This is a genomic window from Acidovorax sp., from assembly GCF_022763525.1.
Lineage (GTDB): Bacteria > Pseudomonadota > Gammaproteobacteria > Burkholderiales > Burkholderiaceae_C > Acidovorax.
On sequence record NZ_JALEGG010000258.1, the window covers coordinates 1 to 13912 of the forward strand.

A 13912-nucleotide genomic window follows, 5' to 3' on the forward strand; every position below is an offset into this window, starting at 1 on the left:
AGTTGCGCACCGAAGGCGCAGGAGGTAGCCGGCATGTGTACGCGGGCTTCGATGCCGTCCTGCTCGCGCAACCGGCAGTCCCGGCGCAGGCGCTGCTAGCCAGCTCCTCACTGGAAACCCCATTGGCGGATGCACTCGCCTCCGTGGCGATCGCACCGTGCTGGACCCTCATGCTCGCCGACCCGCAAGCCGTGCGCCCCGGCCTGACCACGCTGGGGCCGCAATGGAATGCGGCGCGCAGCACGCACCACCGCATCGCCTGGCTGGCGCGTGAATCATCCAAGCCGGGGCGCAACGTGATCGAGCGCTGGACGGTGCAGGCCAGCCCCGCCTGGTCGGCCGAGCATCTGGAAGACGACGAAGCCCGCGTTCAGGCCAAGCTCATCAAGGCCTTTGCCGAAGTGACGGGCATTCGCGCCGCGCCGGCGCACGCCGACACGCGCCGCTGGCGCTATGCCCAGACCACCCACCCGCTGGGCAAGACCCATCTGTGGGACGCTGCGCTGGCCTTGGGGGCCTGCGGGGACTGGTGCCTGGGGCACCGCGTGGAAGACGCGTTCATCTCGGGCCTGGAGCTGGCGCTCGCGGTGGCATGAGCGGGCATGGCGCAGCCTGGGGGGGCCGCTACGTCGGCCGCTTTGCCCCCTCGCCCACCGGCCCTTTGCACGCGGGCTCCCTGGTTGCCGCCCTCGCCAGCTGGCTGGACGCGAGAGCGCACCGCGGCCGCTGGCTGGTGCGCATCGAAGACGTAGACACGCCGCGCTGCGTGCCGGGTGCGGACGAACTCATCCTGCAGCAACTGGCCACGTGCGGCCTGGCGCCCGATGAGCCGCCGCTGTGGCAGTCCACGCGGGGTGCGTTGTACCAACGTGCGCTCGACCAGCTGGTAGCGCAGGGCGACGCCTACCCCTGCGCCTGTTCCCGTAAAGACATCGAAGATGCCCAGGCCGCGCTGGGCCACGCCCGCGAACGCCACGCCGCGCTACCCTACCCAGGCACCTGCCGCCATGGGTTGCAGGGGCGCACCGCGCGCTCCTGGCGCTTCAACGTCACGGACTTTCAAAAAAAACAGCCTTTGGCCCAGGAAGGACAAGCGCTGGCAGCTATTAATTCAATAGCAAATCAACCTATACACTGGCAGGACCGCCGCCTGGGGCCCCAGCAGCAGGAGGTGGCCAGCGCCGTAGGAGACTTCGTTCTGCGCCGCGCGGATGGGCTCTGGGCCTACCAGCTGGCCGTGGTGGTGGACGATGCTGATCAGGGCGTCACCGATGTGGTCCGCGGCGAAGACCTGGCGGACAACACGCCGCGCCAGATCCTGCTGCAACGGGCCCTCGGCGCAGCCAGCCCGCGTTACCTGCACACGCCGCTGGTCTGCGGCGATAACGGTGAAAAACTCTCCAAGCAAAACGGCGCCCGCGCCCTTGATCTGGCCGACCCGCTGCAGGCATTGGCGGATGCCGCGCGGGTGCTAGGCCTACCGCCACCGTCCGGCATGCACAACCCCTGCATTTCGGATGCGTTAACCCTGTGGGTCGCCGCCTGGGGACGAAACTACAATGGCGCACCGTGACCGTACCCATGACCGCTTCCTCCACCGCCTCCGCACCCGTGCCCCCTACTGCAACCCCTGGCGGGGCCCCCGCAGGCGTCACCCATCCCAAGACCATCAAGAGCTTCGTGCGCCGCGCTGGCCGCACGACCACGGGCCAGGCCAAGGCTTTCGAAGATTTCGGGCCGCGCTATGTGCTGCCGTACACCCCCACGCAGCTGGACGCCGCGGCCGCTTTTGGCCGCGCAGCGCCTCTGGTGCTCGAAATCGGTTTCGGTATGGGGGAAGCCACAGCCCACATCGCCCGCGTGCGCCCGGACGACAACTTTCTGTGCTGCGAAGTGCACGAACCCGGTGTAGGCGCCTTGCTCAAGCGGATCGGTGAACAGGGCCTCACCAACATCCGCATCCTGCAACATGATGCCGTGGAGGTCATCGACCACATGCTGCCGCCGGACAGCCTCGACGGCGTGCACATCTTCTTTCCCGATCCCTGGCACAAGAAAAAGCACAACAAGCGCCGCCTGATCCAGCCCCCGCTGGTGGCCAAGCTGGCCGCCCGCCTCAAGCCCGGCGGGTACCTGCACTGTGCCACCGACTGGCAGCCCTACGCCGAACAGATGTTGCAAGTGCTCAGCGCTGAGCCCTCGCTTCAAAACACCGTTTCGGGCTTTGCCCCGCAGCCCGACTACCGGCCCTTGACCAAGTTCGAGAACCGCGGCCTGCGGTTAGGCCATGGGGTATGGGACATCGTTTTCCTGCGACGACATTGACGCCATGCCGCCGACAGCCCAACATACCTTGACCATGAAGCCTATTCTCCAGAACCTTGTGGAAATGACGGGTCACCGTGATCACCTGCGGCTGGAGGTGTCGGTGCTGTCAACGCTGCAAAAGCTCAGCGGCATCCTCGAGGTCCGGGCCCTGGAACTTTTCAGCGACGGAGGTGTGCATTTCGTGCGGCCCCGCACGTGGGTCGAGAATGGACAGTTGGTTTCCACTGATTCCGAGGCCGCAGCGGATCCCCGGCGCGAACCGCTGGAGCACTATGACGCGCTGCGAGAGTGCATTGCCCACCACGGGGACAGTGCGCTGGCATCGCCGCGCAAGGGGCGCCACATGCTCTGGTTGCCGGTGTGGATGCACGACAAGGTGAGTACCTGTCTGGAGATCACGCAGTCGCGGGGCTTTTCGGCGCACAAGCTCGAGGTACTGAAAGGCGTTTTCCAGGTCTACCAGAACTACCAGAGTCTCTTGGACTACAGCGAGCGAGATGCTCTTACGGGCCTGTTCAACCGCAAGACTTTCGACGAACAATTCTCGCGCCACGCCGTGAACGGCTTGGCTAGTGGCCGCGTAGACGCGGTGGCCGAGGCCCTCCCTGCGGATGAAGGCCCCCTGACCGGCGAGCCAGTGCAGCAATGGCTAGCCGTGGTGGACATCGACCACTTCAAGCAGGTGAACGACCGCTTCGGACACTTGTACGGCGACGAGGTGCTCATCCTCATCGCCAACATTCTGCGCAGTTCCTTTCGAAGCCATGATCGGGTCTTCCGTTTCGGGGGCGAAGAGTTCGTGGTGCTGCTGCGCTCCACCACCCTCAGCACCGCCCACAAGGTGTTCAACCGCTTCCGGCTCGCCGTGCAGGAGTACCATTTCCCGCAGGTCGGCCAGGTGACGGTCAGCATGGGGTTCGTGAGCACTGCGCGGGGCTCTCCGGTGGAAATCCTGGGCCAGGCCGACCAGGCGCTCTACTACGCGAAGGAACATGGCCGCAACCAAGTTTGCTTCTACGACGATCTGGTGACCAGCGGCCACCTCGCTGCGAAGGTGGCGAACGACGACGTCGAGTTGTTTTGAACCGGCCCTTGCCAAACCAGCGCTCCACCAGACGGCCACCGTGCATGTAGGTGGGCACATGGACGCGCGTTCCATGTCTTAAACCTGCCCAGATCAAGATCTCTTCAGGGAGACGTGGGCGTGCCAGAGTGCCATCGCGAGGGACCTGATCCTTCGCACGCACCGCATGGACTCTCGCCCCTGCGCGCAGCCAGCCGGGCACCAGGACTCCAGTTCATCGACCCGATTGCGCTCCACCCCTTTCGGACATGCACCTTGCTGGGGTGGCTTGCAGTGTTGCAACGCTTGTGTGGATCACGGGGCTACCCACTGCGCCATACAGGGAAATGCAGGCTTTCCGTCACCCCCCCTTTTTGCGGGAACGGCTGCCGCACGACGGCGGCAGCGCCGCCGTGGTTGCCGGAGTGCCTGAGGGCGTCAAGCCAGTTGCTGCGTGACCCAGCCCGCCACTGAGGCGAGCGCAGCTGACAGCTTCGAGGCATCGCTGCCACCCGCCATGGCCATGTCGGGCTTGCCGCCCCCCTTCCCGCCCACCTGCTGGGCCACAAAGTTCACCAGTTCGCCTGCCTTGATCCTGCCTACGCTGTCGGACGTCACGCCGGCGGCCAGCTGTACCTTATCGCCATCCACGGCGGCCAGCACGATGGCGGCGGTCTTGAGCTTGTCCTTGAGCTTGTCCAGGGTGTCGCGCAGCGTCTTGGCGTCGGCGCCCGGCAGCGCGGCCGCCAGCACCTTCAGGCCCTTGACGTCCACTGCCTGGCTCACCAGTTCATCGCCCTGGCTGGAAGCGAGTTTGCCCTTGAGTGCAGCGACTTCCTTTTCCAGGGCGCGGGCATTCTCCAGCGCTTGGGTGATGCGGCTGTTCAGTTCAGCAACGGGTGCCTTGAGCGTGCCTGCAGCCTGGTTCACCGTGTCCTCCAGACTCTGCAGGTAAGCCAGGGCATTCGCGCCCGTCACGGCCTCGATGCGGCGCACACCTGCAGCCACGCCGCCTTCGCTCACTACCTTGAACAGACCGATCTCCCCTGTACGCTGCACATGCGTGCCACCGCACAGTTCGCGACTGGAGCCGATGTCCAGCACCCGCACGGTCTCGCCGTACTTCTCGCCAAACAGCATCATGGCACCGGTCTTCTGGGCCGACTCGATGTCCATGACACGTGCTTGCGTGGGGTGGTTGGCCAGAATTTCTTCGTTGACGCGGCGCTCGATCTCGCGGATCTCGGACTGTGTCACCGCGCCGTTGTGTGTGAAGTCAAAACGTGTGCGGTCGGCATTGACCAGGCTGCCCTTTTGCTGCACGTGGGTGCCCAGGACCTCGCGCAAGGCCTTGTGCATGATGTGCGTGACCGAGTGGTTGCGCATGGTGGCAGCACGCACCGCCGTGTTCACCTCGGCCTGGACGGTGTCGCCCACGTTCAGCGTGCCTTCCTGCAGCGTGCCGTGGTGGCCAAACACATCGGCCTTGATCTTGAGAGTGTCGTCCACCGCAAACCGGGCCGACCCGCTGGTGATGGCGCCCTCGTCACCCACTTGGCCACCGCTTTCGGCGTAGAACGGGGTCGTGTCCAGCACAACCACGCCGTTTTGACCAGCTTTCAGGGCAGCAGCGCTTGTCCCATCTACGTAGATGGCCACGATTTTTGCAGTCTCTGCCAGCTTCTCGTAGCCGGTGAACTGATTGGCGGCGCCGGTGTATTCCAGCACTTTGTCCATCTTGAACTTGCCAGCGGCGCGGGCCTGGGCCTTCTGCTTTTCCATGGCAGCCTTGAAGCCGGCCTCGTCCACCTCGACGTCACGCTCGCGGCACACGTCGTTGGTCAGATCCAGGGGGAAGCCGTAGGTGTCGTGCAGCTTGAAGGCCACGTCACCCGGCAGCACCTTGGCGCCGCCTTCCAGCGCGGCATCCAGAATCTCCATGCCGTTGGCCAGCGTTTCGAAGAAGCGCTCTTCCTCGGTCTTGAGCACCTCGGTGATGCGCTGCTCCTGCTCGCGCAGCTTGGGGTACGCGTCGCCCATCAGGCGCACGAGGTCGGCCACCAGCTTGTGGAAGAACGGGGTCTTCTTGCCCAGCTTGTAGCCGTGGCGGATGGCGCGGCGCACGATGCGGCGCTGCACATAGCCACGCCCTTCGTTGCTGGGGATAACGCCGTCGCTCACCAGGAATGCCGTGGCGCGGATGTGGTCGGCGATCACGCGCAGGCTCTTGTTGTCGAGGTCGCTCACGCCGGTTTCGCGTGCGGCAGCCTTGATGAGCGCATCGAACAGATCGATCTCGTAGTTGCTGTGCACGTGCTGGAGGATGGCTGCCAAGCGCTCCAGACCCATGCCGGTGTCCACGCACGGGGCGGGCAGCGGTGTGACCGAGCCATCTTCCTTCATGTCGAACTGCATGAACACGTTGTTCCAGATCTCGATGAAGCGGTCGCCATCTTCCTCGGGGCTGCCAGGAGGGCCGCCCGGGATGTGCGGGCCGTGGTCATAGAAGATTTCCGAGCAGGGGCCGCAAGGGCCGGTGTCGGCCATCATCCAGAAGTTGTCGCTCTTGTAGCGACCACCCTTGTTGTCGCCGATGCGGATCACGCGCTCGGGCGGCAGGCCGATTTCCTTGGTCCAGATGTCATAGGCCTCGTCGTCTTCCTGGTACACGGTGGCCAGCAGGCGCTCGGGCGGCAGCTTGTAGACCGTGGTGAGCAGCTCCCACGCCCACTTGAGCGATTCGCGCTTGAAGTAGTCGCCAAACGACCAGTTGCCGAGCATTTCGAAGAACGTGTGGTGGCGCGCGGTGTAGCCCACGTTTTCCAGGTCGTTGTGCTTGCCACCGGCACGCAGGCAGGCCTGCACGGACACGGCCCGGTTGTAGGGGCGCTTGTCGGTGCCCAGGAACACGTCCTTGAACTGCACCATGCCCGAATTGGTGAACATCAGCGTGGGGTCGTTGCCCGGCACCAGGGGGCTGGACGCCACGACCGTGTGGCCCTTGGAGACGAAGAAGTCGAGGAACGACTTGCGGATGTCGGCGACAGAAAAAGTGGGTGTGCTGCTCATGGTGTGGTGGAGTGGTTTCACACAGCGGGGCGCCTTGCAGACCGGTGCCTGCGGACGGCCCAGCGGGACCAACCTTTCATTATAGGTTTGGCCCAGCGCACAGCCGTTTTGGCCAGAGCGACTCCCCACGGCTCCCCCTCCTCCACCAACGGGCCGTCCCGCCCGCACAAAAAAAGGTGTTCCGCCGCACAACCCCTCTTTGCAGCATTCAAATATCTCGTTAATATATTTACAACATACCAATCACCTTCACCCAGGAGCCTTTACGCATGAATCCCCAACCCCGCTGGCAAGGCATCTTCCCCGCCATCACCACCAAGTTCCACGCCGATGAGTCCATTGACGCCGACGGCACGGCCCGCCACATTGACTTCCAGGTCCGCAACGGCATTCACGGCCTCGTCACCTGCGGCTCACTGGGCGAGGCCAGCACGCTGACGCTGGAAGAAAAGCTGAAAGTCGCGCAAATCGCGCTGGAGGCAGCAGACGGCCGCATCCCCGTGCTGGCCAATGTGTCCGAAACCAGCACCCGCGAGGCGTTGCGCTACATCGATGGCGCCAACAAGCTGGGCGTCGCCGGGTTCATGGTCATGCCCTCGGTGATCTATGTGGCCGATGCGCGCGAAGCCATGGCCAACGTGCGCGCCATGGCGGCGGCAGCACAGCGCCCGTTGATGGTCTACAACAACCCGGTGGCCTACCGCGTGGACTTGAAGCCGGAGCACATGCTGGAGTTGGCCGACTGCGAATGGATCGCCGCCATCAAGGAAAGCACGGGCGACATTCGCCGCATCACCGACCTGCGCAACACCGTGGGCGACCGCTACCAGCTCTTCCTGGGCGTGGACGACCTGGCCTACGAAGGCCTGGCGCTGGGCTGCGACGGCCTGCTGGCCGGCGTGGGCTGCGCCTTCCCGCGCGAGACCGTGGCGCTGTACGAGCTGATGAAGGCCGGCAATTTTACCGAGGCCCTGCCGCTGTACCAGTGGATGACGCCCATGCTCCACCTGGACGTGTCGAACAAACTGGTGCAGAACCTCAAACTGATCGATGTGCTGGTGGGCGTAGGCACCGAGCACATGCGCCGCCCTCGCCTGCCGCTGGTGGGCGATGAACGCGAGTTCGTCACCCGCGTCGTCCAGAAAGCCCTGGCATCGCGGCCCGAGAAGTACCGCTCAGTGCCCTGAAAAATAACTGATCGAGGCTTCCGCACGCTGATTGACGTTCCAGGCTCTGGCAGACTCCCGGCGCGGCGTTTAGCGCCGCATCTGCCTGTACCCAGGCGCAGCGCCCATCGGCTCCCGGCTACCCGCCCGGCTCCCAGGGCGTTTTCCGCAACCTTCACGGAATATTCACCATGCAATTCCCCTCCCTTCCCTCCACCCTCGTGGCTGCCGCAGCGCTGGCCTGCACGGCCTCTGCGTTCGCGCAGGAACAGGTCATCAAGATCGGGCACAGCGGCCCGCTCTCCGGCCCGAACACTTTTGCCGGGCGGGACAATGACAACGGCGTGCGCCTCGCCGTCGAAGAGCTGAACGCTCGCAAGATCAACGTCGGCGGCAAGACCCTGAAGTTCGAGGTGATCTCCGAAGACGACCAGTGCGACGCCAAGACCGGCGTAGCCGCGGCCCAGAAGCTCGTGGACTCGGGCGTGAAGTACGTGATGGGCCCTTACTGCTCCGGCGTGGCCATTCCCGCATCGCGCGTGTATGACGGCGGCGGCACCCTGGTGTCCACCGTGGGCACCAACCCCAAGGTCACGCAGGGCGGCTACAAGTCCGTGTTCCGCATCATTGCTAGCGACTCGCAAATCGGCGGCAGCATGGCCGCCTACGCGGCCAACGTGCTCAAGGCGAAGAAGGTGGGCGTGATCGACGACCGCACGGCTTTCGGCCAGGGCGTGGCCGAGGAGTTCGCCAAGGAGGCACAGAAGCTGGGCCTGACCATTGTCGGCCGCGAGTTCACCAGCGACAAGTCCACCGACTTCATGGCCATCCTCACCAGCCTGAAGGCCAAGCAGCCCGAAGCCGTCTTCTACGGTGGCTATGCGCCCCAGGCAGCCCCCATGGCCCGGCAGATGAAGCAGCTCGGCATCACCGCCAAGCTGCTGGGGGGCGACACGCTTTGCAGCCCCGAGATGGGCAAGCTCGCTCCTGACGCCGTCAACGATTTCGTGTACTGCGCCTATGCCGGCATGCTGATGGATGCCAACGACACGACCAAGGCCTTCCGCGACAAGTTCAAGAAGCGGTTTGGACAGAACCCCGATGTGTACGGTCCGGCGTACTACGACCAGGTCATGTTCATCGGCGAGGCCATGGCAAAAGGTGGTTCCATCGATCCCGCCAAGGTGGCCGAGTGGATGCGCAAGAGCACCCACCAGGGCGTGCTGGGCGAATACAGCTACGACGATAAGGGCAACCGATTGAAGGCCCCCACGGTGGTGAATACATTCAAGGACGGCAAGCCGACCCCGCTGTCGAGCCAGTAAGCACCTGCGCGCCGCCGCCGCGCCATGGCGTCGGTGGCATGTTTCCCCCTCGCGGCCTTCCGAAGGCCGCGAGCAGTACGGACCTCATTGATGAAACGCATCCAGATCCTTGATTCCCATACCGGTGGCGAGCCCACGCGGCTGGTCGTGGGCGGCTTTCCCGACCTGGGCGCGGGCAGCATGGCCGAACGACGCGAACGCCTGGCGCGTGAGCACGACGCCTGGCGCGCCGCCACCGTCCTGGAGCCGCGCGGCAGCGACGTCGTGGTGGGCGCTCTCCTTTGCTCGCCGCTGGACATGCACAACGCAGCCGGCGTAATCTTCTTCAACAACACCGGCTACCTGGGCATGTGCGGCCACGGCACCATCGGCCTCGTGGCATCGCTGGCCTACCTGGGCCGCATCCTGCCCGGCGAGCACCGCATCGAGACACCCGTGGGCACCGTCACCACCACACTGCACGAGGACGGTTCGGTGAGCGTGCGCAACGTGCCTGCCTACCGTCTGCACCACCAACTGGCGATTGACGTACCAGGCCATGGCCGCGTGGTAGGCGACGTGGCCTGGGGCGGCAACTGGTTCTTTCTGGTGGCAGATCACGACCAGCGCGTGGCCAGCGACAATCTGGATGCGCTCATGGCCTACACCTGCGCCATCCAGCAGGCCCTGAAAGACCAGGGCATCCGCGGCGACAACGGCGGCGAGATCGACCACATCGAACTCTTTGCCGACGACGATCAAGCCGACAGCCGCAACTTCGTGCTGTGCCCCGGCAGGGCCTATGACCGCTCGCCCTGCGGCACAGGCACCAGCGCCAAGGTGGCCTGCCTCGCGGCTGACGGCAAGCTGCAACCGGGCCAGGTATGGCGCCAGGCCAGCATCATCGGAAGCCAGTTCGAGGCCAGCTACACGCTGCAGGACGATGGCAAGATCATCCCCACGCTGCGCGGCCGCGCGCACATGAGCGCCGAGGCCACGCTGCTCATTGAAGACGGCGACCCCTTCGGATGGGGCATCAGGTTGTGAATCCCCGCCGGAGGCACTTCGCGCCTTCCCCCCGCTCTCGCGGCGCTCCACGCTACGACCGAGGGGGCGACGCCAGCGGCCTGGCAAAGCCGGATCCGCGGCATCAGCAGGTCCTGGGCTGGGCTCGCACCTCGCGCGTTTGTGCCACATATGGCTGCCCCACAACCAAGCGATCATGCAGCACACCGATGTGATCATCATTGGCGCCGGCATCGTGGGCGCCGCCTGCGCGCAAGCGCTGGCCCAGACGGGGCTGTCGGTGCGAGTCATCGACGCGCGGCTCGGCGGTGCCACGGCAGCGGGCATGGGCCACCTGGTGGTGATGGATGACAGCGCGGCCGAGCTGGCGCTGAGCCGCGCGTCGCTGAACCTCTGGCACCACTGGGCACCGCACATGGATGCGGGCTGCGCCTTTACCAACTGCGGCACGCTGTGGCTGGCCGCCAATGATGCAGAGCTGCAGGCCGCGCACAGCAAGCGCGCCGCACTGCAGGCGCAGAGCATTGATTGCGAATTGCTCGATGCCGCCGCATTGGCCCGCGCAGAGCCAGCGCTGCGCCCGGGCCTGGCGGGCGCACTCCAGGTGCGTGGCGACAGCGTGGTCTATGCGCCGCGCGCTGCGCAGTGGCTGCTGGACCAGGCAGCCATCGACGCGCCCCTGGTGTCCGAGCAAGCCGAAGTCGTGCAGATCCATGGCCGGACCGTGACGCTGCGCGATGGCAGCCGGCGCAGCGCAGACGCCGTCGTGCTGGCGAGCGGTATCCACGCCCCGCAGCTGTGCCCCGGCCTGCCGTTGCGCCCCAAAAAAGGCCACCTCGTCATCACCGACCGCTACCCCGGCACCGTGCACCACCAGTTGGTGGAGCTGGGCTACATCACCAGCGCCCACCACAGCGATGGCACCTCAGTGGCCTTCAATGTGCAGCCCCGGCCCACCGGGCAGTTGCTGATCGGCTCTTCGCGCGAGTTCGACACCACCGACCCCGCCGTCAATGCGGACGTGATGGCCCGCATGCTGCAGCGCACGCTGGACTATCTGCCGGGCTTGGCCGAACTCAACGCCATCCGCACATGGACCGGTTTTCGTGCCGCCACGCCCGACGGTCTGCCGCTGATCGGCCCCCATCCTGACCGCCCGCATCTGTGGCTGGCCGTGGGCCATGAAGGGCTGGGCGTGACCACCGCTCCTGCCACTGCGCAGTTGCTGGCCGCGCAGATCGTTGGCGGCCCTCCGCTGATCGACCCTGTGCCCTATGCGCCTGCACGCTTTGTTGCTTCGGCCAGTCTGAGCAGTTCATGAACCCATTCAACTCCACTGCCGTGCAAATCACCGTCAATGGCACACCCTGGCAGGTGCGTGCGGGAACCAGCGTCGCCGCAGCATTGGGGCAGCTTGCATCTGGCACGACGCGCACGTCGATCACCGGCGAGCCGCGCGCGCCGCTGTGCGGCATGGGCATATGCCACGAATGCCGCGTACGCATCCAGGGGCGCATCCGCCTGGCCTGCCAGACCGTCTGCGCCGATGGAATGCAGATCCACACCGACATGGGTACGGCCCCAGGGAACGCCCCATGATGATCCCGCAACGCTTGGCGCACCAACACTGCGACGTCCTCATCGTTGGCGCGGGCCCCGCCGGCATGGCCGCTGCGCTCGCGGCTGCGCCCAGCGGCGTCTCCATCACTCTCGTGGACGACAACCCGCAACCCGGAGGCCAGATCTGGCGCGATGGCCCGCAGGCGGCCCTGCCCCACCTCGCCTGGCAACACCGCGCGGCCTTGGCGCGGCATGCCAACATCCGTGTGCTGACCGGCACTCGCGTGGTGGGTCTGGGTGCCACATCACCCGGCGATAAGGCCCCCGCCCTGCTGCTCGAAGACCCCGACCACGGCTGGACACAGCATAGCCAGCACATCGTGCTGTGCACCGGCGCGCGCGAGTTGCTTCTGCCCTTCCCGGGCTGGACGCTGCCCGGCGTGACGGGCGCGGGGGCGCTGCAGGCCCTCATCAAGGCGGGGCTGGACGTGCGCGGGCAGCGCATCGTCGTCGCGGGCACCGGGCCGCTGCTGCTCGCCGCTGCGGCCACCGCCAAAAAGGCAGGCGCTACCGTGGTGCGCGTGGCCGAACAGGCACCGTGGAACGCACTCGCGGGATTTGCTGCGCAATTGCCGCGCTGGCCTGCCAAGGCCGTGCAGGCCCTCTCGCTGATCGACTTCAGCTTGCGCGCATGCACCCATGTGTTGGAAGCGCAGGGCAGCGGCCAGGTGCAATCGGTGCTGTTGCAGCGCGGCCTGAACGCCCACGAAACCATCGCCTGCGACCGCTTGGCCTGTGGATTCGGCCTGGTGCCCAACACGCAGTTGGGTCAGATGCTGGGCTGCGCATTGGGCGGCCCCCTGAGCAGCGGCCAGGGCCTGGCCGTGGATGCGCTGATGCGCACCAGCGTGCCGGGTGTGCTCGCTGCTGGCGAAAGCACTGGCTTCGGCGGCAGCGAACGCGCGCTGATCCAGGGCGCAATCGCGGGCCATGCAGCGGCTGGGCAGGTTCCACAGGCCGAGGCGCTTTTGCCGCAGCTCGCTCGCTGGGAGAGCTTTGCTCGGGAACTGCAGAAGTCGTTTAGGCTGAACGAGGCGCTCAAGGCACTGGCCCGGCCGGACACCCTGGTGTGCCGCTGCGAAGACGTGCCCTACGCCGCATTGGCCGAACGCCAGGGGTGGATCGATGCCAAGCTGCACACCCGCTGCGGCATGGGGGCGTGCCAGGGCCGCGTCTGCGGCGCGGGCATGCAGCACCTGCGAGGCTGGACGCCAGCGCCTCCCCGGCATCTGCTGGCACCGGCACGCATTGGCACGCTGGCTGCTGCAGCCATGGAACCGGGCGGTACGCACCAGCCCTGAAGTGCGCAGCCGGTCCACTAAAAACGTGTTTACGATCTTTTCAGGACTTGCCCGAAGGGTTGGAGTGAAATCGGGCGACAAGGCCGCCCCGGCTGCTTGCATGGGCACGAGCCCATGCGGCACATCCGAAGCATCCACGTCCATCACGATGCATTCCAACGCGGCCCCGAAAAGATCGTTAACACGTTCTAAGATTCCGCCTTCCCGCCGCCCCACCCCTATGACATTCCGCCCCACCCTCCCACAAAACGCCACGCCCAAGCGGCGCGCGGCGGATGTGGCCTACGACGCCATCGAGGCCATGATCTGCACCCTGCAGCTGCAGCCCGGCAGCCCGGTGGTAGAGGCAGAGATCGCCGAAAGCACGGGCCTGGGCCGTACCCCCGTGCGCGAAGCGCTGCTGCGCATGGTGTCCATCGGGCTCATCGTGCAACAGCCGCGCCGGGGCCTGCAGGTGTCCAACATCGACTTGGCCGACCACCTGGACGTGATCCAGACCCGCCGCGTGCTGGAGCGCCTGCTCGCGTCCTGCGCCGCCCGCCGCGCCACAGCGCCACAGCGCCAGGCCATCGTGCGCTGCGCCGAAAACATGATGGAAGCGGCGGCGCGCAACCACCTGGACGACTACATGCAGGCCGACCACGCACTGGACCTGGTTACGCACCAAGCCAGCCAAAACCACTCCGCCGTGAAATGCGTGGCGCCACTCATCGTGCAATGCCGCCGCTTCTGGTATGCCTATCAGCACGAAGGCGAAGTGTCGGAAGGCGCACGCGCGCACCTGCAGCTGGCCCACGGCATCGCCAGCGGCAACGAGGCCCAGGCCATGGCGGGGGCAGAGCAGCTGATGGACTACCTGGAAAGGTTCGCGCGCCGCATCATTGATCGTTAGAACGTGTTTACGATCTTTTCGGGGCCGCGTTGGAGTGCCATCGTGATGGACGTGGATGCTTCGGATGCGCCGCATGGGCTCGTGCCCATGCAAGCAGCCGGGGCGGCCTTGTCGCCCGATATCACTCCAACCCTTCGGGCAAG

Annotated in this window: 11 protein-coding genes and 1 pseudogene; 11 read left to right on the forward strand and 1 reads right to left on the reverse strand. The window is 65.9% G+C overall.

Features of this window, described 5'->3' with window-relative positions:
• The 4 genes and pseudogenes from MRY84_RS19955 to MRY84_RS19970 form a co-directional block, all read left to right on the forward strand.
• Positions 1–596: pseudogene (locus MRY84_RS19955) on the forward strand (amine oxidase); the annotation flags it as partial.
• A complete protein-coding gene (gluQRS, locus tag MRY84_RS19960; RefSeq protein WP_291507430.1) occupies positions 593–1573 on the forward strand; it encodes a tRNA glutamyl-Q(34) synthetase GluQRS in 981 nt (326 codons plus the stop codon). The pseudogene MRY84_RS19955 and the gene gluQRS, both read left to right, overlap by 4 nt.
• A gap of 8 nt (positions 1574–1581) precedes the next feature.
• Positions 1582–2325, forward strand: coding sequence for a tRNA (guanosine(46)-N7)-methyltransferase TrmB (gene trmB, locus MRY84_RS19965; RefSeq protein WP_291507431.1), 744 nt, complete (start codon positions 1582–1584; stop codon positions 2323–2325).
• Between the two features lie 34 nt (positions 2326–2359).
• Positions 2360–3412 (forward strand): GGDEF domain-containing protein, encoded by a 1053-nt coding sequence (locus MRY84_RS19970; RefSeq protein ID WP_291507432.1) that lies wholly within the window; start codon positions 2360–2362, stop codon positions 3410–3412.
• Between the two features lie 417 nt (positions 3413–3829).
• Here MRY84_RS19970 and alaS read toward each other — a convergent pair whose 3' ends face one another.
• Positions 3830–6460 (reverse strand): alanine--tRNA ligase, encoded by a 2631-nt coding sequence (alaS, locus tag MRY84_RS19975; protein WP_291507433.1) that lies wholly within the window; start codon positions 6458–6460, stop codon positions 3830–3832.
• 269 nt (positions 6461–6729) lie between these two features.
• Between alaS and MRY84_RS19980 the strand changes: the two genes are divergently transcribed.
• The 7 genes from MRY84_RS19980 to MRY84_RS20010 all read left to right on the forward strand — a co-directional run bounded on the left by MRY84_RS19980 (position 6730) and on the right by MRY84_RS20010 (position 13769).
• Positions 6730–7647, forward strand: a complete 918-nt coding sequence (locus MRY84_RS19980) for a dihydrodipicolinate synthase family protein (RefSeq protein ID WP_291507434.1) — start codon at positions 6730–6732, stop codon at positions 7645–7647.
• 170 nt (positions 7648–7817) lie between these two features.
• On the forward strand, positions 7818–8951 hold the full coding sequence (locus MRY84_RS19985; protein ID WP_291507435.1) for a branched-chain amino acid ABC transporter substrate-binding protein: 1134 nt from the start codon (positions 7818–7820) through the stop codon (positions 8949–8951).
• 90 nt (positions 8952–9041) lie between these two features.
• Positions 9042–9977, forward strand: a complete 936-nt coding sequence (locus tag MRY84_RS19990) for a 4-hydroxyproline epimerase (RefSeq protein WP_291507436.1) — start codon at positions 9042–9044, stop codon at positions 9975–9977.
• A gap of 175 nt (positions 9978–10152) precedes the next feature.
• The gene (locus tag MRY84_RS19995) at positions 10153–11277 is read left to right on the forward strand and encodes an FAD-dependent oxidoreductase (protein ID WP_291507437.1); all 1125 of its coding nucleotides are present in this window, start codon (positions 10153–10155) and stop codon (positions 11275–11277) included.
• Complete coding sequence (locus MRY84_RS20000) at positions 11274–11555, forward strand: (2Fe-2S)-binding protein (protein WP_291507438.1); 282 nt, start codon at positions 11274–11276, stop codon at positions 11553–11555. The genes MRY84_RS19995 and MRY84_RS20000 overlap by 4 nt, the downstream gene beginning before the upstream one ends.
• The gene (locus tag MRY84_RS20005; RefSeq protein WP_291507439.1) at positions 11552–12877 is read left to right on the forward strand and encodes an FAD/NAD(P)-binding oxidoreductase; all 1326 of its coding nucleotides are present in this window, start codon (positions 11552–11554) and stop codon (positions 12875–12877) included. The genes MRY84_RS20000 and MRY84_RS20005 overlap by 4 nt, the downstream gene beginning before the upstream one ends.
• Positions 12878–13097: 220 nt before the next feature.
• Positions 13098–13769 (forward strand): GntR family transcriptional regulator, encoded by a 672-nt coding sequence (locus MRY84_RS20010; RefSeq protein ID WP_291507440.1) that lies wholly within the window; start codon positions 13098–13100, stop codon positions 13767–13769.
• Positions 13770–13912: the final 143 nt, after the last annotated feature.